Genomic DNA, 21,258 nt, shown 5'->3' on the forward strand with positions numbered 1-21,258 from the left:
CGGGCGCCTTCATGCGCCTGCACCCGGTCCGTCATTGCTCCACCCGCCTCCGAGTGCGCGGAAGACCGCTATCTGGCGCTCCGAAACGCGGGCATCCTGATCGGCAAGCGCGGCGCGGGCCTCGGCCATGGTTCGCTCCGCATCGAGAGTATCGAGCGAATTGATCACGCCCTCGCGGTGCTGCGCCCGGGTAATGCGCGCTGCCCGCACCGCCGCGTCCACCGCCAAAACGAGCGCGCGCCGTTGTTCGATCGATCGCGCATAGTTCGACAACGCGGTCTCGGTTTCCTGTATGGCAACAAGCACGGTGCCGTCGAACGCTGCGAGAGAGATGTCGGCATCGGCCTCCGCTGCGTCGATCCGGGCACGAACCGGTTCGCGGTTTGGCAACGCCCATTCGACCAGCGGTCCGAGCAGGAATCCAAGCGCGCCCCCTGAAAATATATTGCCCAGGCTGGATGCGGACGTCCCGACCGATCCGCCCATGGTAATCCGCGGGTAAAGATCGGCGCGCGCCACACCGATGCGTGCGCTGTCGGAAAGAACCCGCTGTTCTGCCGCGCGAACGTCCGGCCGGCGCTGCAGCAATTGGGCGCCGTCACCCACCGGCAGCGGGGTGGTTATCTCCAGCGGTAGCGAACGCTCGCCCGATATTGCAGGAAGCTGGGAGGGAGCACGGCCTGTCAGGGTAGCCAATGCGAACAGGGCGGCGCTGCGTTCCGCCTCGATTTCCGGGATCGCCGCCGCGCGCTGTTGGCGCAGGCTTTCGATCCGGGCTACCGCGAGGCCATCGGCCATCCCGGCATCGTGCCGCAAACGGGTCAGGCGGAGGCTGCTGTCCAGCAATTCGACGATCGACCGGGCGACCTCGATCCGTGCCGCTGCGCTGGCGGCGTTTGCATAGGCGAGCGTCGTATCGGCGACCACCATCACCCGCACCGCATCGGCATCGGCCCGGGCAGTGGCGACGTCGCCTTGGGCGGCGTCCACGTTGCTGCTTACCCGTCCGAAGAGATCGACCTCGTAGGCGAGGTCCGCTCCGACAGAAAAGCTTGCGCCGCGGCGATCCGATCCGGGCGCGGTCTGGCTTTGGGAAGTCTGGCCGTAGGTGGAGGAGGAGTTCAGCCCGACCTGCGGCAGCCGGTCCGACCGCGCGCTGCGCAAGGCGGCGCGTGCGCGGTCGATCCGGCCCACCGCCTGGCGGATATCGGTGTTGGCGGCCAGCGCGTCGACAACCAGACCGTCGAGCACGGGGTCGCGGTACATGCGCCACCACTCGTCCGGCAAGGGACTGGGCGTAGTCAGACCCGCCTCGGCGGAAAGGAAGGGGCCGGAGGTCGCATCAGAGTATTGGGGGAGGGATGCGACACCATCCGGCCCCGCCGCGCACCCCGAAAGGGCGAGCGCGGCAACGGCGGAGAGCAGGGAGATACGGTTAGCCATGGCCTGGATCCTTATTCGGCGGGCTGGAGAGGATGCGGCAACGTGTCCCGCCGGGATGGGCCGCGAAATGCGGCGATCCGGTCACCGAGAGCCCGGCAGACGACGTAGAATGTCGGCGTAAACAGGAGGCCGAAGCCGGTTACGCCCAGCATCCCGAAACAAACCGCCGTGCCCAGCGCCTGCCGCAGTTCGGCACCGGCGCCGGTGGCAAGGACCAGCGGCACCGACCCGAGGATGAACGCGAAGCTCGTCATCAGGATCGGGCGCAGACGGGTTCGTGCCGCCTCGATTGCGGCGTCCACCGGCGACAGGCCGTGCAGGTGCTCGCCCTGCCGGGCGAATTCCACGATCAGGATGGCGTTCTTCGCCGACAGGGCTATCAGGACGACCATGCCGATCTGGGTCAGGACGTTGTTGTCCATCCCCATCAAATTCACCCCGATCATCGCCGCCAGCAGGCACATCGGCACGATAAGGATTATCGCCAGCGGCATGATCAGGCTTTCGTACTGCGCCGCCAGCACCAGGAAGACGAGCAACACCGCCAGGCCGAAAACATACACCGCAGTGTTCCCGGTGGCGGCCTGCTGGTAGGCGATACCGGTCCATTCGGTGGAGTAACCCTGGGGTACCGTCCTGGCCGCGGCCGTTTCCATCACGGTCAGCGACTGGCCGGTCGATCCGCCGGGCGCGGTATCGCCGTCGATCGCAACGGCGGGGGCGAGGTTGTAGCGCGACACGCGGTAGGGGCCGGTGGTGTCGGTAAACGTCGCGACCGAGGCGAGCGGAACCATCGAACCGTTGCCCGACCGCGCATAGAGGTTGCCGATATCGCTGACATCGTTGCGGTAATCGCCGTCCGCCTGGGCGGTCACCCGGTAGGTGCGCCCCAGCAGGTTGAAGTCGTTCACGAAGGCGCTGCCGAGGTAGACGGACAGCGTGTCGAAGATATCGCCGGGCGCGACGCCCAGCATCTGCGCTTTCTCCCGGTCGATATCGGTGCGAATTCGCGGCGTCCCGGTGTCGAAGAAAGTATAGACACCGGCGAGCGCTGGTTGCTGGTTTGCTTCCGCGATGACCGCGTTGGCGACGTCCTGCATGGCGCGGTAACCCTCGCCGGAAGTGTTCTTCAGCATCATCCGGAAACCGCCCGCCGAACCGATACCCTGGATCACCGGTGGTTTGACGATCATCAGGCGCGCTTCGTTGATATCGGCTGTCGCGGCCTGGGCTTTAGCGATCAGTTCATCGACCGACTGGCCCTCGCCGTCCCGATCGCCGAATTCGTCGAGCACCCAGTAGGCCGCAGCCGAACTGGCGGATTGCGTCTGCGTCGTCCCGTCGAAGCCAGACAGCATAACTACGCCTTTAATTCCCTCAATCGGAAGAACGCGTTCGGCGACTTTCTTCATCACCGCATCGGTGCGGGTGGTGGCGGAGCCAGGGGGCAGTTGGATGACCGAGACGAAGTACCCCTGGTCCTGCTGGGGGATGAAGCCGGTCGGCGTCGCCGCCAGCGTCAGTCCGGTCACGGCGATAAGGACTACATACGCCCCCATCATCCGGCGGGGCATGCCGAGAAGATTGTGCGTTAACCGAGCATAGCGTTCGCTGAAACGCTCGAAACCGGCATTGAACGCGTCACCGGCTCGCTCGGCCACCCGGCGCCAACGGGGCGCGTTCTCGGGCAGCTTCTGGTGCGGGCGCAGCAGGAGCGCCGAAAGCGCCGGCGACAGCGTGAGCGACACCAGTAGCGAAATGACGGTTGCCGCCGAAATCGTCACCGCGAACTGCTTGTAGAATTCGCCCGAAAGGCCGCCCATGAAAAGTGTCGGGACGAAAACCGCGCACAGCACGAGCACGATTGCGATCAGCGCCGAACCGACCTCGTCCATCGACCGCCGTGCGGCTTCGAGCGGACTGAACCCCGCCTCGAGATTGCGCTCGACATTCTCCACCACCACGATCGCATCGTCGACCACGATCCCGATGGCGAGCACCAGCCCGAACAGCGACAGGTTGTTAAGTGAGTATCCGAGCATCGCGAGCACGGCAAAAGTGCCCACCAGCGAAATCGGGATCGCCAGCACCGGGATGATCGAGGCCCGCGCCTTCTGCAGGAAGACGATTATTACCAACACCACCAGCACCACCGCCTCGAGCAGCGTGTGCAGCACCGCGTCGATACTTTGCGAGATGAATTCGGTCGGGTTGTAGACGATCCGGTATTCCATCCCTTGCGGGAAGGAGGCCGACAATTCGTCCATGGCGGTCTTCACGCCTTCGGCGGCGGCCAGTGCATTCGATCCCGGCTTCTGGAAAACCGGCAGGATCACGGAATCCAGGTCGTTCAAATAGGCGGAGGTCGCGTAATCCGCAGCACCGATTTCCACCCGGGCGACATCGTTGACATGGATCTGGCGGCCTTGGTCATCAGTCCGGAGAACGACTTGTCCGAATTGTGCCGGGTCGGTGAAGCGGCCCTGCGTTTCGACATTCAGTTGGAAGGCGCTGTCGGGGCTGGGCTGCTGGCCCAGGGTGCCGGCGGCGACCTGGACGTTCTGCGCCCGCAGCGCCTGCACCACATCGCTCCCGGTCAGTCCGAGCGCAGCGGCGCGGCCCGGATCGATCCAGACGCGCATCGCCAGTTCCCTCTGGCCGAACAACTGCACATCGCCGACGCCTTCGAGCCGTGCCAGGCGGTCCTTGATGCGGGTCTGCGCGTAATTGGAGATATACTCGCGGTCGAGCGAACCGTCGGGCGAAACGAGGTTCACCACCATCAGGAAGTCCGGCGTGGTCTTGCGGGTAACGATGCCCAGCCGCCGTACTTCTTCGGGCAGCCTCGCTTCGGCAATCGCGACGCGGTTCTGCACCAGCACCTGCGCTTCATCCAGGTCGGTCCCCGCAGCGAAGGTGACGGTGATCGTCATCCGTCCGTCGCCGGTGGATTCGCTCGATTGGTAGAGCATCCCGTCGACGCCGTTGATTTCCTGTTCGATCGGATTGGCCACGGTATCGGCGACTGTCTCCGCCGACGCGCCCGGATAGGCGGCGGTGACGGTGACCGTCGGCGGAACGATGTCCGGGTACTGGCTCACCGGAAGGAAGAAGTAGGAAATCGCACCCACGAGCGTGATCAGCACCGCGAGTACGCTGGCGAAGATCGGTCGGTCGATAAAGAAGCGGGAAATTTGCATGGACGCACTCCGGGCGTGAATTGGCGCTTGGCGGATACTTCGAGCGCGAAGCTACTTGGCGAGGGTCGCCGATGCGGCGCGGGACACCCTCGGGGCGGCAGCAGTTGAAACGACGTCCGGGCTTGCGGCGGTGATGCGGCCCTGCTTGGCGGTAACTTTTTGGCCGGGCATGGCCATCTGGACGCCCTCGATGACGACCTTGTCGGAGGGTTTCAGTCCCCGTTCCACGACCCGCAGATTGCCGATCAACGGCCCCAGTTCGACGGTCCTGGTCGCAACCGTTCCGTCCTTCTGCACAACCAGCAGCAACTTGCGCGTCTGGTCGGTGGTTACCGCGGTGTCGGGCACCAGCAACGCCTGATGCGTTCCCCCGGTCGCCAGCCGCATGCGCCCGAAGAGGCCCGGTGCCAGAAAGCCTTCGCCATTGGTCACAACCGCACGGGCACGGATTGTCCCCGAGGCGCTATCGAGCGCGTTGTCGGTGAAATCGAGCGTGCCCTGCCACGTGTATTCGGTCTCGTCCTGCAGGCGGATTTCGATCGGGGTGCCCTTGTCCAGGCCCTCCCGGCGCGCCTTGAGGAACAGGGCTTCCGACCCGGCGAACTCGAAATAGACCGGGTCCACCGCGTTGATCGTTGTCAGCAGGGTGGCCTCGGCGCCGCCTCCCCCGGAAACGAGATTGCCCGCATCGATGCGGCGATCCGAGATGCGGCCGGAGATCGGCGCACGAACGGTGGTGAAGCTCATGTCCAGCGAACGTGACGAAACCCGGGCACGGGCCGCCGCGAGACTGGCTTCGTTGTTACGAACTTCGGCCTTGAGTCGGTCGATCTCGGTCGCGGCGATCGCGTCTTCGGCGACGAGGCGCCCCGCACGGGCAAGATTATCACGCGACAGCGCCAGTGCGCTCTCGGCTCTTGCGGCCTCAGCCTTCGCTTCGGCGAGCATGGCGCCATAGGACCGGGCATCGATGGTGAAGAGCGGTGCGCCCTGGCGGACGTACTGACCGTCGGTGAAGTGGATGCGGGTGATCTGCCCGCTCACCTGCGGGCGGATCTCGACGCTGCGGCTCGCTTCGAAGCGGCCAACGAATTCATCCCATTCCGTGATCTCGCGCTGCAACGGCTCCGCAATGGTGACGACCGGAAGGGGAAGCGCTGCGGGGGAGGGTGTGCCCCCCGCGAACAGCCACCATGCAGCAACCAGCGACAGGATAATCAGAGCACCCGTCCAGAGGACTGAGCGGCGCAATGTTTTCGGCGCATCCGGCTGGTCACCGGCACCGTCATGGTCGCCGGTCGGCTCGAGCGCCTCCTGCTCCCGGCGCTCGGCCGTCGCTGCATCATTATAGCGATCGAATGGTGTTTCGAACATGGTAATCCCTGACCTTCACATGCCAAGCGGCATCGTTCCCGGAAGCGCGGCGCTTTCGAGGTTGAACACACGGTAATCTGACGGACCGGACGCGAGGGACCTGCCTTGCAGAACCGGACGAACCGGCTCAACCGTTAATATGTACCGCTAAGTATGTAATGTGAGGTTCAGGTCAAGCGATTTTTATGTACCGCTTGGTATTTATTTTCCCGCAACCGGCAGACTGGTTACCGGGAAGGCCAAGAAAGCAGTGCCGATTCAGCCACTTGCAAGAGTTCCTCGCGAGTAGCGCCCGATTGGGCCTGGACCGACATTCCCTGCATGATTGCCAGCAGGTATCGCGTCATTGCGGCTGCGTCGGCATCGATGACGAATTCGCCCGCATCGATCGCACGCTGCATCCGCTCGATGATCAGGTTCCGCGCCGATTCGGTGCGGCTGTTCACATCGTCCCGGATGGATGGTTCGATACTCTGGCACGCGACCGAGGAAATTACGCCCATGCAGCCGCGGGATTCGCCCCCGGTGGCGACTTCGACCGCGCCCAGCAGCAGGTTCTCGGCAACGGCGCGCGCTGTCAACGCGTCAACCGCCTCGCCGATATAGGCCAGCTTATCCTTTTCGTATCGGTCCAAGGCCTGCAGGAAAAGCGCTTCCTTGTTACCGAACGCGGCGTACAGGCTGGGGCGGGTGATGCCCATGGCATCGGTCAGATCGGAAAGCGACGCGCCTTCGTAGCCTTTCTGCCAGAATACCTGGAGCGCGGCCCCGAGAACTTCATCCTTGTCGAATTCTCTCGGGCGGCCCCTTGTTGCAATCTTTTCCATACCGAGGAGTATAGAACATCCATCCGTGTTTGCAAGGCGGTCTGGGTCCGGACCTGCAGGCTCGAATGAACCGCGGCCGTGCTGCCCGAAGCGCAGAGTTACCCGAAAACCGCGACTGACGCAGCGGCTGATCTATAAATCACAGTATATGCGAGCGAAATTTACTGCTAGGACCTTGTCCAGTTTCCCCGTCACGCCAGTTCTTTATGTTCTTTTTCGCCCCATTATCGCCACTTGGCCGGGCTAATCTCGAACGCCGCAAAACCTAAGCGTTGCGGGCACGTTTCCCTTTTCAAGGTCGCACACAGTCCATGAATTCCAAACCTATTACCAGGTTCCAGCTCGACGCACGGCACAAGGCGGCTGCGGACATGCTTCCGCTGTCACGCGAACACGCACTTCAATCGGCAGGTCCTGCGTTTCACGCGCTTGCTGACACGATGCCGCAAATGGTCTGGTCGACCTTGTCCGACGGATCGCACGATTACTACAACGCACGGTGGTACGAGTTCACCGGCGTTACCGTGGGATCGACAGATGGCGACGGCTGGGCGGGGATGTTTCACCCCGAAGACCAGCCCGACGCGTGGGAAAAGTGGAGCCACAGTCTGAGTACGGGCGAACCGTACGAAGTCGAATATCGGCTGCGTCATCGCTCGGGTGAATATCGCTGGATGATCGGGCGCGCACTGCCCGTCCTGGACGAGAATGGGGCAATCCAGCGCTGGATCGGTACCTGCACCGATATCGAAGACCAGAAGCAGGCATCGCTCCAGAACGAGATCCTGAGCCAGGAACTCAGCCACCGGATCAAGAACATCTTCGCAATCGTCTCGAGCCTGATCAGCCTGACGGCACGGGCCAACAAGGGCTTCCAGAACGCCGCCAAAGATCTGCAGGGCCGAATTTCAGCCTTGGGACGAGCGCACGAATTCGTCCGCCCGCACAGCGAGAAGTCGCGCCCTCAAATAGGCGATGTGACGCTTTCCTCCCTGTTGGCGACAATCTTCGGGTCTTATCCCGCTTATTCCGAGGGGCGGATCAAGATCGGCGGACCGGACATCACCATCGACAGCAAAGCCGCGACACCGGTAGCGCTCATTTTCCACGAGTTGGCGACCAACGCGATGAAATACGGCGCGTTATCGGTCCCGGACGGGCGCATTACGCTCGACCTTTCCGCTAACGAGGAAACCGTGCGAATTGCCTGGGCCGAACGAAACTCACCGACCGTGCTGGACGCGGAGCCCACATCGGGGTTCGGAAGCCGGTTGATTGACCTGGCGATAAGACAGCAGCTTGGCGGACACTATGAACGGACCTGGACTGCTGACGGCATGGAGCTGGTGATGGAAGTCAAACGCGACAGGCTTGAACAAGCAGCTTAGCTCTCGAACAGACGCAGGCACTCGGGCGGGGCCACGCTTCTGCCCTTGCGCAAAGCGAGGACATAATCGAGCACCTGCTGCAGGATCGTCAGATCAACCGGCTTTTCGAGAGCTCCGATCGCACCGCGAACGCCGTCCCCGAGCTGCGTCGGGTTGGCGGTCACGAAGATCACTTCGATGCCGAACTCGGAAGCGAGCTTTTCGGCGATTATCGGACCGGTAGCGCCGTCCATGAGATTGACGTCGACCAGTGCGACATCGATCGTATCCGACGCTTTTTCCATTGCAGATTGCATATCGTCCGCGATTCCCGCGCACAGATAGCCCAGTTCCTTGATGACCTCCTCCATTTCCAAAGCGATCAGAAACTCGTCTTCAACAATCAGGATGGATGTGGTCATTGGCCTCATATCGTTTGCTTAGGTGATCGCGCGTGCATTGGGAACGTAGCCGGCAGCTTACGGTTCCAAATGGTGTTAACCAGTTGTCGCCGTTCGGGGGACGGACAGTCGGGAATGCCACGGAATGGCGCAACCGGTTGATGGCTGCGTCACCTCGACGGGGGCGTTGTCAGGCGATACATCTATCTGGTGCCGACACAATTCAGCACGGAATCACGAATGAGGACCCATTGGCGGACGGTTGATTTTCACTTCGAAGGCAGGACCAGCAGATGAGCACGAAATGGCCGAAACTTGAGTACCTCCCCTGGCGGGATACGGGTTCCGCCCTGCATCTCTATCTCCAGATTGCCGGCAAGTACCGACTCGCCCACACGCCGTGGCTCAACCATTCGTGGCATGCCACCTTCTATGTGCGGCCGCGCGGATTGACCTCCTCGATCATTCCCGACGGACCAGGCATCGAGATCCTGTTCGACTTCCTCGACCACCGGGTTATCGGAAATAGTGGCGATGGCCGCGAGGCTTCCTTTTCTCTGCAACCGATGACGGTCGCGGAATTTCACGGCAGCTTCAGGCGCATGGTCGCCGAACTCGGCGGCACACCGCATTTTGACGGCAGCCCGAACGAGGTGCTTGATCCGGTGCCGTTCAGCGAAGATCATCGGGACCGCCCTTATGACCGCAATGCCGTGCAGGACTTTCATCAGGCGCTCGTGGCCATAGACCGTACGTTCAACAAATTCCGTACCGCATTCCTGGGCAAATGCAGCCCCGTTCACCTGTTCTGGGGCAGTTTCGACATGGCTGTTACCCGTTTTTCGGGACGCCGCGCGCCCCTGCATGGCGGAGGTGTTCCGGCCCTGCCGGATGACGTGGCTCAGGAAGCCTATGATCGCGAAGTCTCTTCAGCAGGATTTTGGCCTGGCGGCGGCGGCCTGGATTACCCGGCTTTCTATGCTTACGCCTACCCGGCGCCGGCCGGTTTTAGTTCCGCGTCGGTTCGGCCGGATGCAGCGTTCTGGCACGAAGGCTTGTCGGAGTTCGTCCTGCCTTACGAAGCCGTTCAATCGGCCGAAGATGGTGACGCCGCATTGCTGGCGTTCCTGCAATCCACTTACGATGCCGCCGCCGATCTGGGGCGTTGGGACAGGGACATTCTGGAGTGCGGTTTGGGCGAACCCGCGATTGTCCGCCCGGCCGACGCCGCATAGGTTTCAGCCACTCCGCCTAATTATCCGGGCGCTCGTAAAGACGTCGAGCGAGCATTTCACGATAAACCGTGTGGCGGTTTCTCCATTCCGACCGCGTTTACCTGGCTGGGCGGTAAGAGCCGGCTCACCAACGCAAATTCCACCCAAGCTTCGTAGCGAAATTACTCAAGGGTCGTTCCGCAAGCCGGTTGCATTTGACGAACACGGCGGAAGGAAATTCGTGGCCAGTCAATCGATGAGTTACACACTCAGATCCATAGCGTTAGCCGCATTATTTTCATTCGCCGCAACTCCGGCGGCAGCACAGTTCAGCGGCCTCGGCAGCCTTGCCCCAGCTTCGAGCAACGGCAAGGCAGCGCCCGACGGTTGCCCCAAGGGTAAGAAGAAGAGCATTGGTTCGTCGCTGCTGGGCAGCGTGTTTGGCAAGGTCGCCAGGAATGTGGCGAGTGATGCAGGAGTATCGCGCTGGCTGCCGATGTCGGAGGTTTCGGACCAACTGACAAATGCGATCGCCTGCCGCCTCGATCCGGAGGAGCAGAAGCAGGCCGCCGAAGCGACCCTGATCGCAACCCGGGGCGGCGAGACTGGCTCCGACACGGTCGTCGGTTCGACCGCCGGCTGGACCTCCAGCACGCGCAAGGACGTCTCGGGAAGCTCCACCGTTGTGGCGCGCGACGATAACCAGGGGGCCGGTCTTGAATGCATCACGGTAAGCGACGTGATCATCGTCGGAGGTGAGGAGACGACCGCCAACAAACGCATGTGCCGCTCGCCCGGTGCCGCCCGCTACGCGCTCGCGGCATGACGACGGACATGGCGGGTTTCGCGACCGCATTGCGTTCTCTGGAGTGATCGCTGGTAATCCGCAGGTTTTGTCCAAGGAGCGTCAGGATTGCCCGTATTTCTGATGCGGGGATTGGAACCTGGATCTGGAAGGACAAGCTGATGCTCGCTTTAAATGGTCGCGATTTCGCTGATCCGTCGTTCGCGGCGCCCCAGGCTGGCACCGCTTCCGCCGCGGAACGAGGACAGCTCTGATGGATCAGGCATTGGTGCATCGGGGTCTGGTTGCGCGGGCGAAGGCAATCGTTCTGAAACCGCGCGAGGAATGGCCCGTTATCTCGTCAGAGAAAACCTCCATCGCCGGGATGTTTCTCGGCTATGCGGCAATTCTTGCGGCGATTCCTGCGATTGCCCAGTTCCTGCGTTCGGCACTGTTTGGCTATGGCGCCCTCGGGTTCAGCTACCGGCCCGGCTTCACCGCATCGCTCGGGGCCGGGATCAGCCAATATCTCCTGTCCCTCATCTCTGTGGCGATCATCGCCTTTGTGACCGATTTCGTGGTGACCAAGTTTGACGGTCACGCGAACCGTAACGCCGCCTTCAAGCTGGCGATCTACGGATCCACCGCGGCGTGGCTGAGCGGCATCTTCCAGTTGATTCCCGGGCTCGGCGTGCTGGGACTGCTCGGCCTTTACAGCCTCTATCTGGTGTATCTCGGCCTGACCCCGCTGATGCAGGTCCCGCGCGAGAAGGCTCTCGCCTGCACAGCGGTGATCCTGCTTGCCGTGCTGGTCGTCAATCTGGCGGCGGCGGCAGTCCTCGCGCCTGTTTCCGCTATCTTCTCTTCCGGATCACCGGATCGGACGGAAGTGGTTTCCGGCGGATCGGTCAGCGTCCCCGGCGTCGGGTCGATCGACCTTGGCAAGCTGGAACAGGCTGGCAGGGACATGGAAGCCGCCGCAACCAAGGCGCAGGAAACTCCGATTGACGCGGCCCGGCTGAAGGCGTTCCTGCCCCAGACGCTCGGCAATTACTCGCGAACAACGCTGGAAAGCTCCAGCATGGGCACAGGCGGCATCGGCGGCTCCCAGGTCGGCGCGACCTATGAAGGCGGTGACCGGACGGTGAAAGTCGAATTGATCGATCTGGCGGCCGCCGGGGCGTTCGCGGGGATGGGGGCAGCGCTCAACGTGCAGAACGAACAGGAAACCGAGACCGGCTTCGAGCGCACTCGCACCCAAAATGGACAAATGGTGACCGAGAAGTGGAACAGTGTGTCGGGCCGGGGCGAATATTCCACCACGTTCGGGGGCCGGTTCATCCTGAGTGTGAAGGGCGATGCGGAGAGTTTCGAAGCGATCAAGGGCTTGGCAGCGCGGGTCGACATCGCCGGTATTGAACGCCTGGCGGAATAAGCCCGGGCGAAATTTCATACCGTCGACATTTTCAGGAAACAGGGCTTCGGGACTATGAAAACTTTGCTTTACGGGTTCGCCGGCTTGCCTGCACTTACCCTGATCGCCGGTGGCTGTGCCGTGCCCGACAAGATTGTGGCGAATGAAACTGCGGCGGTAATCTGCGCCGGGGGGCCTGCCGCGGAAATTGCCGGTTTCCCGAATTCGATCATGCTGCCCGCCGGGGCGGTTCTGGACGACAAGTCAAGCGGTTCTCCGCCCGAGTTCGCGAGCCGTAATTACCAGATCGTCGCGCATTCGATGTCCGATATCGAGGAAATCAAAAGCTTCTACCGCTGTATTCTGCCGCAACAGGGCTTTTCGATTATTGATGAAGAACAGGGAAATTACTGGCTGCTGCGTTTCAGCGGCCCCGAAGTCGATGACGGTTCAGTGCTGATCGGCGCTGGTGCCGCAGAAGGAGAGACCAGTATTCAGATGTTTCTCATCGAACAGGAGAAATAGCGCATTTTACACCTATTCGGTGGCTGCGATGGGACGAAATCACTTGCCATAGGGGCGGCATACGGGGACTGATGGCCATCCGGTAAGCGGGGGCGCGCCGGGTTTTCGTATGGGGGCAGCGTAAATGGCGAGAGCCGGGGCAGATGACGAAGCCGTTGGGCGCCGTCTGGACTTGTCAGAAGAATTGCTGGCCGAAACCTACGATGCCCTGCGCCGGATCGCATCCCGGCAGCTCAGCCGGCAAACCTCGACCCCCTCGCTCAACACCACCATGATCGTGCACGAAGCGTGGCTCAAATTGTCCACTTCTGAAGGGTCGAATTACGCCGACCGCAATCATTACCTGGCAACCGCATCGCGGGCCATGCGCCAGATCCTGGTCGATCATGCACGGCGGAAACTGGCAGACAAGCGAGGCGCCGGCGCGGTGCATGTCCAGATGGACGAAAACCTGGTCGCCGACACGGCCACCTTCGATTCGATCGTGACGGTGAACGAGGCACTTGCGCTGCTGTCGGCCCATGCTCCCGAGCTTGAACCGGTAGTGGAATGCCGTTTCTTCGCAGGGCTGACAGTGGAGGAAACGGCGCAAGCGCTAAACCGTTCGGTCCGCACGGTGGAGCGGCAATGGACGCGCGCCCGTACGTATCTCGCGGAGCATTTCGTGGCGGATGATGCACCGGGGCCGCGTTAGGACTGATGGACGCATGAATTAACGGGAACGACCGAAACGGTACGATGACGCAGGAAGTGAATCTTTCCGAATGGACGAAGGTGGATTCCGCCTTCGATTTCGCGCTTTCCCTGCCCGAAGGCGACCAAACAGGGTGGATCGACCGGCATTTTGCAGGGGAACCCGAACTCCGCATGCGCACCCGCCTGCTGCTCGAGCGAGCGATGGCGGCGGATCGGCTGTTCGAAGATCTCGGGCGGCGGCGCGACACCGTCTTTGCCAACCTCCTTCCTGATACCCGAACCGGCGACAAGGATGCTGCGGATGTGCGGATCGGCAGACATTACGGGCCCTGGAAGGTGATCCGGCGCATCGGGGCGGGCGGCCTCGCCGAGGTTTACGAGGTCGAGCGCGACGATGGCCGCTATGACCAGAAGGCCGCGCTCAAGATCATGCGCGCATCGCTGCTCGGCGCCGACGCGCTGGATCTGTTCAAGCGTGAACGGCGGGTTCTGGCGAGCCTCGACCATCCCGGCCTCATACGGATCATCGATGGCGGCGAAACGGCAACCGGCGCGCCGTGGCTGGTCATGGAACATGTGGACGGCGTTCCGATCAATGTGTGGTGTGAGGGCCTGGCAAACTCCGCAAGCCTTGAGTTGATGGCACAGGCTGCCGATGCGCTTCAGGCAGCCCATGCCCGGTTGATCCTGCATGGCGATATCAAGCCCGATCACGTGGTGGTCGTCGCGGAAAGCGGCAGCATCAAACTGCTCGATTTCGGCATTGCCCAATTGCTTGACGATAACGGAACCGGTGCGGCCGCATTGGCGGTGACGCCGGCAATCGCATCCCCCGAACAACGCGCGGGCATACCGATGACCACTGCCAGCGACATCTATCAGCTCGGCCTGATCCTGCAGCAAATTCTGGCTTCCGGCACCGCCGAACCGAGACATGCGGCGGTTGTCAGGATGGCGCTGGGAAGCGGTACTTCCGCGCAATATGCGTCGGCCGCGGAATTGGCCGCTGACTTGCGCAACCTTGCCGCAGAAAGGCCGGTCATGGCGCTTCCGGACAGCCGCATGGAAAGCGCCGTCCGGGTGATCCGGAACAATCGGATGGCTGCGACGCTGGCTCTCACGGCTGTGCTTGGCCTGATTGGCTGGGGCGTGTCGGCATCAATCTATGCCGGCGAAATCGAACGGCAGCGCAATGCCGCGGTTGCTGCCACCGACCGCGCGGAACGTGGGCGGGCGATGCTGCTCAACCTGTTCCGGCGGGCCGATCCCCTCGAACTCGACGCCGCCGGACCGCAGCCTGCCGGAACCCTCAAGATGCTGGATAGTGCGCTCGAAGACGCACGGCTCAATTTGTCGCAAGACCCCGAGCTGGTTGCCGACCTGATTGGCTGGACAGCGCGCGCCCACCACCGCGCCGACGATTTGCCGGGTGCCCAGGCGTTGGCGGCAGACAGCGCTGCGATGATCCTCCGCCGCTCCGGCTCGCAATCCAGCAATTACGTTTCCGCGCTGGCTTTCCAGGGATATCTGCAAACCCTCGGTGATGACGCGGCAGGCGGGCGAAATACCGTTGAACGGGCGATGTCGCTGCTCGGCGGAATTGCCGTACCGGACCGGCACGTCCTCGATGCCCTGCTGGCTTTGGCCTGGAGCCATGAGGGTGACTGGGAACGCCAGCGCGTCCTGTTCACCCGGGCCATGGTTCTGGCGCAGCAATTGGGCCAGATATCCGCCCAAGTGGAAGCTGGCGCAGGGCTCGGGCGAAGTCTCACCGGCCTCGGCGAACATGATGCTGCACAAATCCAGCTGGACCAGGCGCTCGCGCTGGCTATGGCCAAATACGGTTCTGGCCACCCGCGCTTGGCGTTGGTGTTTTCCGATCTTGGCCGCCTGGCCAAGGATCGCGGCCAGCCGGAACTCGCGATCCGGCACCACCGCAAGGCACTCGAACTTTCGATCGAAGCTTTCGGCCCGGGATATTCGCGGAACATCTCGCATCGAAATAACCTTGCGACCGCGCTGGCCGAGACCGACCGGATCGGGGAGGCGGTCGCGCAATTCCGGCTGCTCCTCGGGCAGACCTCGGAAAAATCCGGGCCGAATTCGCTGGAGGCGGGGGAAGTCCTGCAAAATCTCGGCGCCGCGCAGGTCCAGGCGGGTCAGTTTGCCGCTGCCGAGAGCGCCCTGGGCCGGGCCGATGCAATCTTCGCCGCGCATCTGCCTGACGGTCATCCCCGGCGAGCGTTCCCCTCGTTGACCCGCGCGGAAATGCGCATCGCACAGTCCCGTTTCGCCGAGGCACAGGCCGACGCCGTCCGCGCCTTGTCGATCCTGACGGTCGCCTTTCCGCAAGGACATTTCGCCACCGAAGTAGCCCGGTGCCGGGTCGGGATCGCACTGATCGGACAAGGCCGGCCAGCGCTGGCGCGGCCGTTCGTGCAAACCGCCAGCCGGACACTCGCGGCGTCGACCACACCGGTCCTGCCGAGGTATATCGAACCGTGCAGAAGGGCAGCACTGGGTCTTTGATGGCGGCGAAGTGGCGGGTTCTGCTGCCGGACCACGTTTATCCTGCTGACGATCCAGAAGCGGCTCGACCATCGGTAGGAACCCTGTCTTATGCACACCCACGTCACATTCAGCTGGCGCGCGTTCGTTAAACCGTTGCTCGCAGCTGCGGGCCTGGCCATGATCATGCCTTCGAATGCCTCGGCGCAGGACTTGCTCAAGCGAGTGAAGAATGCGGTCCAGAGCGAAGTCGAGCGCCAAGTCGAGCAAGAGGCACGCGATGCCGCGCGCTGTGCACTGAACGGCAGCAATTGCCGCCCGAACGGGACCGGCCAACAGTCGGCTAGCGGCGGCGGCGAGGGCGGCGGCGGTGGTGGGGGGAAGGGCGACCATCCGCTGATCACGCCTTACCAAGGTTCGGTCCTCGAACGCGAGGATCGTCAGGATTTCACCGATTACAACCGCGTGATCGGGATGGACCAGAAAAGGCAGGCTGTGGTCCAGCGCGTGGAAGGCCGTCTCACGAAATTGCTCTACCGCAACCCGGAGGGCCGCTCCACTCTGGAATTGGAGCGCAATTACAAGTCGGCTCTGGCAGCGCGGGGCTTCCGGATTGATTACGACAAAGGCGGCATCGTCCACTGGATGGGTGATATCCGCAAGTACAATGGTATGACCGCCTATGGCCAGGATGTGCGGTATTTCACCGGGAAGCTGAAGTATAATAACGGCACAGCTTATGTATCGATCCTGGTCTATCGCGAGGGGTCCGGTTTCGGGCGAACCAACATCCACGTTCTGGAAACTGCAGATATGGATGTGGGCATGGTCGGCGTCGATCCTTCGGCCATGGCTGCCGATCTGGAACGGGACGGGCAGATCAATCTGCAGGGCATCTATTTCGACACCGGAAATTATGCGCTGAAGCCGGAATCCGATCCTGCCCTGGACAATGTCGAGGCGCTGATGAGGTTACAGCCGCAGCTTCGCCTTACGATCATTGGGCATACCGACAGCACGGGCGATCCCCGCCGCAACCGGCGCCTGTCGCTGGACCGGGCAACCAGCGTTCGCAACAGCCTCATCAGCCGCGGGGTCGCGCCGGATCGCCTGAGCGTGGTTGGCATGGGCAGCGAGCAGCCCATCGCCACCAACAGTACTGCCGATGGCCGGGCTAACAACCGTCGCGTGATGCTGGTCAGGCAGTGACCGGGCCGGCGTGTCGGGTCAGGCATCAATTTTCTGAGATACAGGCATCATCTAAATACTGGGGGATTCGATTGTGAATAAGCTGATCTTGGCGCCGTTTGCGGCAATGTGCGTGCTGGCAGCGTGTAATGAAGCCGACGAGGCGCACGACGGAGCGAGCTCGCCAGCCGCTGGAGCCACCGCGATGCAGGCCCCGCTCGTTGCCGACGACAGCCCCGATTTCTTGCCGAAGGACATGTCCTGGATGCCGGCGGATATCTGGTTGCCCGATGATTTCGAGCCGCGCCAGAGCCAGAAAATATCTCCTGTGGCGGACACCTATGTGCTGCGCGGTATCACGCAGATGAGCAGCGCAGCCCTCGCGGAAGCAATTTCAACCAAGATGACGGCGGCAAATTATGAACCCTATGAACCCTGGAAACCCAAACCCGGGCGGCTGATGTTTCGCGGGAACGGGCATGGTACAATCGTGATCACGGTCAGCGAAGCGACTACCGGCCGCGAACTGGTGATCAGCGTCGAAAACGCATCGGGCCAATAGGCCGCGTTCGAATTTCCAGCACTCTCTCCAAATCAGGAAACAAGCCATGATCTCGCGCGCAATTTTCCCTTCCGCCCTTCTGCTCGCCGCCTGCGGTCAAGGCGGTGCCGAAGGCGGCGAGCAGGCCTCGCCCGTTTCCCTGGCCGAGGGTGACACGGCAGCGGCGCTTACGCCAGCCTATCTGCAAGGCGGCTGGTGCTACTCCCACAATGTCATGGGGGATGAACGAAGCGATGAAATGATGTCCTACATCTTCTCGGATGATGGCACCTTGCTCTATCAGGTCAATCCGGAGACGGAGATTGAAAAGCCCGGCACCTACACCATCGAAGAGGGTCACCTGAAGATCATCCCGACCTTGCGCTTTTTCGACTTCACCATTGAATCCATCGACCCCGACGCAATGGTCCTGAAGATGGCCTATGGCCTGGCCTACTGGGAACGCGGCACCTGCGCCGCATAGGTGGGACGAACCTGTTTCGCCACGCCTGCATCAGCGCAGCAGGCAACCGCCAGCACCCTGAGCAATTCGCACGCGAAGATGCCAGCCTTACGCTTGGCTAGATCGGCAGGCTTCCTACGGCTATGCGCGCTTAATAAGGCTGTCTTGCCCATTAGCCCGATAGCTTCGCGCATCCAACTTTCGAATTGCCAGCGGGTCCCGCCTCCGGGAGGCTTCGTATCCTGCCGCTCGGGATCGCGGCTACTTGGTCTCGTCTCTGTCGCGGGTCGCGCCGGTCACGTCATCATCGTGACCACTTTTGTCGCTGAAGAAGGCTAAAGCCATAAGTCCGGTACCGAGCAACACCGACACGAACACCCCTATGATGGTGGCGATTACCATATGCAGTTTCAGTTCGCCTTGCGTGCTCATCCACCACAAAACTGCAAAAACCATAACTACACTGATAGCGAGAATGACAAGCAACATCCTCTTGAAATCGCGGCGGGCCTGTTCACGACGTGATCGCATGAGGATGTCCTTTGTGGTTGAGTTGAGCGAAGCAGGACGATTTTAGTGTCCTTGCTCGCCAGGCGATCGCAGACCAATTACCAACTTCGCACCAACCAGCCAATCGTACCAAGGCTTATAACTAGTCCCGGAAGCTCTCGCCCCAAATCGTGTAGATGAACGTGGCGGACCATGTGATCAGCATGAAACCGCTCAACGATAGCGTCATGACGAGCAGCCGTATCGCTCCGTGTGCCTCCAGTTGCGTGTAGCCCAAGGTCGCAAAGGAGACCCCGGCAAAATACAGGAAATCTGCAGCAGAACTTCCAAAGCCTTCGGTCAGCGATCCATTCTCGGGGAATGATAGCAGGTACGCAAGCAAGAGTGCTGCGAGCGCGATCTCGATCAGGTGTAAGATTGCGAGACCCCAGAAAGTGAACAGCAATCCAAGGTGCCGGTGTTTTTTTTGCTTCGGTTTGGCCCGCCGGATCAGCTCGAGGCCGGCCATGTGAAATGCACCGTAAGCAAACAACAGTCCAATGCCCCACGATAAAACGGTCAATTCATTGTCGGTCATGTGCGGCAAAATCTTCCTGGTCCTTCAACCCGGCTCGATGTGTTCAAGGAATGGATGGTCGGGCACTGCCGCGCCGAAGGGGGGGGGAATCGGCGCGGCAGGCCATTCGGGGCCGACGTTGCCGACCCCTAGACGGTCTTTATTCACATTCGCTGAGCGAACGTGGAACCGGGTTCAGCCGTTACCCCGCCGCAATAGCGGCCGTATTCTTCCGCATAGCGATGATTGAGCAGCGCCTTGTCCTCCGAGGAGGTGTTCTCGACGAGATCCGGTAGCCAGCTATCTTCTTCCTGATAAACATGCTGCGCCACAGCGCCGCGGATATGTTCGAGCTTTTCGTCCCATTCCGGCGTGAGCGGATCCATTTTTTCGAGCTTGGCCAATTGGATCTTGGTCATGGCGTGTTCTTCATAGGCCATTCCTGCATGGGTCTTTCCGCTGTCTTCCGCCACGATCGGATAAACGACAGTTTCCTCGGCAGAAGCATGACCAGTCAGCTCGGTAGCCAGCTGTTTGACAATTTGCGCGCGGGTCGAGGCACCATGGGCCTGCTTCGCCTGTTCAAAAAGCGCTTCGATGCGCTTGTGCTGGTCCACGATCATCCTTAGCCAGTTTTCGCCAGCGGCAAGTTCTTCGACCTTGCGGCGAGCGTCAGCGCGTTGCTCATCCGACAGCGCGTTGCTCATCCGACGCAGCAGGGGTGACGGCTGCGGCAATTCTATCCAGAAATGACATCCTTTGCTCCTTTCAACGTTCGATCTCGCGGTGGCCAGTGATCACCGGCCTTCTTGGATTGTCATTTGAATTAATGGTTGGTGCTGGCCGCAGTTCCGTTGATATTAGTTAGCTCTTGTGGCCGATCATTTCACTTGGGCCTGCTCGCCCGGACTAACGGATCGGCAAGCGGATCGGGCAGAGTGAGCGGTCCCACGATCAGCGCCACGAAACCTATATTGTCGCTGGATATCGTCCGCCTTGATTTGCAGGGCCAGCCGGGTTTTGAAAGCTGGGGCGGCGTGCCGGCAGACCATAGTCCGCGGGATCATAGCGGTGCCGGCGGACCGGACCGTTCGCGCTGGCGCGGAGATATCGCCCCATCTTTTCCTCGGTTCTATGCGACCGCGGCAACCCTAGCATTGCATAGATCCGAGCGATTTCTTTGCGCCAATCCTGATCGACGTCGTGATAGGCTACCTCGATCCGGGGCACATCGGCCGTGGCAAGCGCCCGTTCGGTACGTTCCATGCGAAGGGCGACTTTGCGCGACCACTCCCGTCCAACCCCGCGGGGGTCAACGCGCTCAGACTGCAGCATCATTTGGCTGCGCACGAGCGAGGATGACGAGGCAACGACCGCATCGCGGTCGCGCGTCGCATGGATAACGCGTGCATCGGGAAAGACCCGGAGCAGGCTGCCCAAATCTTCGGCAAACTGGGGAACCTTGAGGATCCACGGGCGGCGGTCGTGGCCGCCACCCCGAAGCCACGCAATGGTCTTGAGAATGCGTTTGAATTCCAGATAAACCGGCGTGCTGTCCATCGCTTCGCAGTGACGGACGAACTGGGGAAGCCGCCACTGCGCTTCGTAAGCCGCCGGGACCATGAGCATATTGAAGAAACCGATCTCTTCATCAGGAGCATTCGCGCTTGTCGGATGCATTACCTGGAATTCCGGATTGAGCAATTTGGCGGCTATCAATCCAGCCCGTGCCCGCCATGTGCGATCATCAATAGCGGACGAGGGAGAATACTGGTGCCATCCGGCACGCGGCAGGGGAGCCCAGCTTTCGTGGAATTTGGTAAAGCGGAACCGGGCATCGCAGGCCAGCATGCGTTGCAATCGCGTCGTTCCGGACCGCATTTGTCCGACAATGATGATCGGGCGCTCCAGCGACTGTTCCTCTATTTCGCCATGGCGCTCCCACAGGCGGTGCATGCCCAGCATATTGGCCGCGGCGGAAACGAGCTGGCCATGGGCAATCGTTCGCCCGAGCGGTGTCAGGTCGGCTCGCTGCTGAAGGTCGCCGGTCAGGAGCGAAAGCCTTTCCAGCCAATCGGCCGAAAGCGGGCTCGAACAATCGCCGGGTCCTGCGCGCGATTTCTGGCGCGCCTTCGCCAGAATATCTTCTGGCCCAAGTTGCGGCACTTGCGCCGCGCCGGACTGCCATGCTTTTGCAAGACAGGTGTTGATGAGTTCAATGCGTTTCGAGACGCGCGTTGTTGACAC

19 protein-coding genes are annotated in these 21,258 nt (G+C 61.7%); 10 read left to right on the forward strand and 9 right to left on the reverse strand.

Annotated features, from left to right (window positions below):
* Nucleotides 1-9: 9 nt before the first annotated feature.
* From GRI65_RS14610 to GRI65_RS14625, 4 genes are all read right to left on the reverse strand, one after another.
* Entirely contained in the window at nt 10-1,443 is a 1,434-nt protein-coding gene (locus GRI65_RS14610) for an efflux transporter outer membrane subunit (protein ID WP_160757331.1), read from the reverse strand.
* A gap of 11 nt (nt 1,444-1,454) precedes the next feature.
* Nucleotides 1,455-4,643 (reverse strand): efflux RND transporter permease subunit, encoded by a 3,189-nt coding sequence (locus GRI65_RS14615; protein ID WP_160757332.1) that lies wholly within the window; start codon nt 4,641-4,643, stop codon nt 1,455-1,457.
* A 51-nt stretch (nt 4,644-4,694) separates the two neighbouring features.
* Nucleotides 4,695-6,017: an efflux RND transporter periplasmic adaptor subunit gene (locus tag GRI65_RS14620; RefSeq protein WP_160757333.1), complete on the reverse strand. Its 1,323-nt coding sequence runs from the start codon at nt 6,015-6,017 to the stop codon at nt 4,695-4,697.
* A gap of 227 nt (nt 6,018-6,244) precedes the next feature.
* The gene (locus tag GRI65_RS14625; protein WP_160757334.1) at nt 6,245-6,844 is read right to left on the reverse strand and encodes a TetR/AcrR family transcriptional regulator; all 600 of its coding nucleotides are present in this window, start codon (nt 6,842-6,844) and stop codon (nt 6,245-6,247) included.
* A 311-nt stretch (nt 6,845-7,155) separates the two neighbouring features.
* On the opposite strand from GRI65_RS14625, the gene GRI65_RS14630 reads away from it, so the two are divergent.
* Nucleotides 7,156-8,232 (forward strand): sensor histidine kinase, encoded by a 1,077-nt coding sequence (locus GRI65_RS14630; protein WP_160757335.1) that lies wholly within the window; start codon nt 7,156-7,158, stop codon nt 8,230-8,232.
* Here GRI65_RS14630 and GRI65_RS14635 read toward each other — a convergent pair.
* Entirely contained in the window at nt 8,229-8,642 is a 414-nt protein-coding gene (locus GRI65_RS14635) for a response regulator (protein ID WP_160757336.1), read from the reverse strand. The genes GRI65_RS14630 and GRI65_RS14635 overlap by 4 nt on opposite strands.
* 263 nt (nt 8,643-8,905) lie before the next feature.
* Between GRI65_RS14635 and GRI65_RS14640 the strand changes: the two genes are divergently transcribed.
* The 9 genes from GRI65_RS14640 (at nt 8,906) to GRI65_RS14680 (ending at nt 17,966) form a co-directional block, all read left to right on the forward strand.
* Complete coding sequence (locus GRI65_RS14640) at nt 8,906-9,847, forward strand: DUF5996 family protein (protein WP_160757337.1); 942 nt, start codon at nt 8,906-8,908, stop codon at nt 9,845-9,847.
* 235 nt (nt 9,848-10,082) lie between these two features.
* The gene (locus GRI65_RS14645; protein WP_160757338.1) at nt 10,083-10,652 is read left to right on the forward strand and encodes a hypothetical protein; all 570 of its coding nucleotides are present in this window, start codon (nt 10,083-10,085) and stop codon (nt 10,650-10,652) included.
* A 232-nt stretch (nt 10,653-10,884) separates the two neighbouring features.
* On the forward strand, nt 10,885-12,045 hold the full coding sequence (locus GRI65_RS14650; protein ID WP_160757339.1) for a Yip1 family protein: 1,161 nt from the start codon (nt 10,885-10,887) through the stop codon (nt 12,043-12,045).
* A gap of 54 nt (nt 12,046-12,099) precedes the next feature.
* Nucleotides 12,100-12,549: a hypothetical protein gene (locus GRI65_RS14655; RefSeq protein WP_160757340.1), complete on the forward strand. Its 450-nt coding sequence runs from the start codon at nt 12,100-12,102 to the stop codon at nt 12,547-12,549.
* A 124-nt stretch (nt 12,550-12,673) separates the two neighbouring features.
* On the forward strand, nt 12,674-13,243 hold the full coding sequence (locus tag GRI65_RS14660) for an ECF-type sigma factor (protein WP_160757341.1): 570 nt from the start codon (nt 12,674-12,676) through the stop codon (nt 13,241-13,243).
* A gap of 44 nt (nt 13,244-13,287) precedes the next feature.
* Nucleotides 13,288-15,774, forward strand: coding sequence for a protein kinase domain-containing protein (locus GRI65_RS14665; RefSeq protein WP_160757342.1), 2,487 nt, complete (start codon nt 13,288-13,290; stop codon nt 15,772-15,774).
* Nucleotides 15,775-15,864: 90 nt separating this feature from the next.
* Nucleotides 15,865-16,962, forward strand: a complete 1,098-nt coding sequence (locus tag GRI65_RS14670) for an OmpA family protein (protein ID WP_160757343.1) — start codon at nt 15,865-15,867, stop codon at nt 16,960-16,962.
* A 73-nt stretch (nt 16,963-17,035) separates the two neighbouring features.
* Nucleotides 17,036-17,503: a hypothetical protein gene (locus tag GRI65_RS14675; protein WP_160757344.1), complete on the forward strand. Its 468-nt coding sequence runs from the start codon at nt 17,036-17,038 to the stop codon at nt 17,501-17,503.
* A 46-nt stretch (nt 17,504-17,549) separates the two neighbouring features.
* A complete protein-coding gene (locus GRI65_RS14680) occupies nt 17,550-17,966 on the forward strand; it encodes a hypothetical protein (protein WP_160757345.1) in 417 nt (138 codons plus the stop codon).
* A 240-nt stretch (nt 17,967-18,206) separates the two neighbouring features.
* Here the strand turns inward: GRI65_RS14680 and GRI65_RS14685 are convergent, their stop codons facing one another.
* From GRI65_RS14685 to GRI65_RS14700, 4 genes are all read right to left on the reverse strand, one after another.
* Entirely contained in the window at nt 18,207-18,476 is a 270-nt protein-coding gene (locus GRI65_RS14685; protein WP_160757346.1) for a hypothetical protein, read from the reverse strand.
* Nucleotides 18,477-18,597: 121 nt separating this feature from the next.
* On the reverse strand, nt 18,598-19,032 hold the full coding sequence (locus GRI65_RS14690; protein WP_160757347.1) for an ion channel: 435 nt from the start codon (nt 19,030-19,032) through the stop codon (nt 18,598-18,600).
* A gap of 143 nt (nt 19,033-19,175) precedes the next feature.
* Nucleotides 19,176-19,718, reverse strand: a complete 543-nt coding sequence (locus GRI65_RS14695) for a hemerythrin domain-containing protein (protein WP_160757348.1) — start codon at nt 19,716-19,718, stop codon at nt 19,176-19,178.
* 262 nt (nt 19,719-19,980) lie between these two features.
* Nucleotides 19,981-21,258, reverse strand: coding sequence for a sulfotransferase family protein (locus GRI65_RS14700; protein ID WP_160757349.1), 1,278 nt, complete (start codon nt 21,256-21,258; stop codon nt 19,981-19,983).

Source organism: Allopontixanthobacter sediminis (genome assembly GCF_009828115.1).
Lineage (GTDB): Bacteria > Pseudomonadota > Alphaproteobacteria > Sphingomonadales > Sphingomonadaceae > Allopontixanthobacter > Allopontixanthobacter sediminis.

What these genes read in the sequence shown, in the direction of transcription:
- GRI65_RS14610 (WP_160757331.1), bottom strand. Translation starts at nt 1,443, where the DNA reads ATGGCTAACCGTATCTCCCTGCTCTCCGCCGTTGCCGCGCTCGCCCTT.
- GRI65_RS14615 (WP_160757332.1), bottom strand. Translation starts at nt 4,643, where the DNA reads ATGCAAATTTCCCGCTTCTTTATCGACCGACCGATCTTCGCCAGCGTA.
- GRI65_RS14620 (WP_160757333.1), bottom strand. Translation starts at nt 6,017, where the DNA reads ATGTTCGAAACACCATTCGATCGCTATAATGATGCAGCGACGGCCGAG.
- GRI65_RS14625 (WP_160757334.1), bottom strand. Translation starts at nt 6,844, where the DNA reads ATGGAAAAGATTGCAACAAGGGGCCGCCCGAGAGAATTCGACAAGGAT.
- GRI65_RS14630 (WP_160757335.1), top strand. Translation starts at nt 7,156, where the DNA reads ATGAATTCCAAACCTATTACCAGGTTCCAGCTCGACGCACGGCACAAG.
- GRI65_RS14635 (WP_160757336.1), bottom strand. Translation starts at nt 8,642, where the DNA reads ATGAGGCCAATGACCACATCCATCCTGATTGTTGAAGACGAGTTTCTG.
- GRI65_RS14640 (WP_160757337.1), top strand. Translation starts at nt 8,906, where the DNA reads ATGAGCACGAAATGGCCGAAACTTGAGTACCTCCCCTGGCGGGATACG.
- GRI65_RS14645 (WP_160757338.1), top strand. Translation starts at nt 10,083, where the DNA reads ATGAGTTACACACTCAGATCCATAGCGTTAGCCGCATTATTTTCATTC.
- GRI65_RS14650 (WP_160757339.1), top strand. Translation starts at nt 10,885, where the DNA reads ATGGATCAGGCATTGGTGCATCGGGGTCTGGTTGCGCGGGCGAAGGCA.
- GRI65_RS14655 (WP_160757340.1), top strand. Translation starts at nt 12,100, where the DNA reads ATGAAAACTTTGCTTTACGGGTTCGCCGGCTTGCCTGCACTTACCCTG.
- GRI65_RS14660 (WP_160757341.1), top strand. Translation starts at nt 12,674, where the DNA reads ATGGCGAGAGCCGGGGCAGATGACGAAGCCGTTGGGCGCCGTCTGGAC.
- GRI65_RS14665 (WP_160757342.1), top strand. Translation starts at nt 13,288, where the DNA reads ATGACGCAGGAAGTGAATCTTTCCGAATGGACGAAGGTGGATTCCGCC.
- GRI65_RS14670 (WP_160757343.1), top strand. Translation starts at nt 15,865, where the DNA reads ATGCACACCCACGTCACATTCAGCTGGCGCGCGTTCGTTAAACCGTTG.
- GRI65_RS14680 (WP_160757345.1), top strand. Translation starts at nt 17,550, where the DNA reads ATGATCTCGCGCGCAATTTTCCCTTCCGCCCTTCTGCTCGCCGCCTGC.
- GRI65_RS14685 (WP_160757346.1), bottom strand. Translation starts at nt 18,476, where the DNA reads ATGCGATCACGTCGTGAACAGGCCCGCCGCGATTTCAAGAGGATGTTG.
- GRI65_RS14690 (WP_160757347.1), bottom strand. Translation starts at nt 19,032, where the DNA reads ATGACCGACAATGAATTGACCGTTTTATCGTGGGGCATTGGACTGTTG.
- GRI65_RS14695 (WP_160757348.1), bottom strand. Translation starts at nt 19,718, where the DNA reads ATGAGCAACGCGCTGTCGGATGAGCAACGCGCTGACGCTCGCCGCAAG.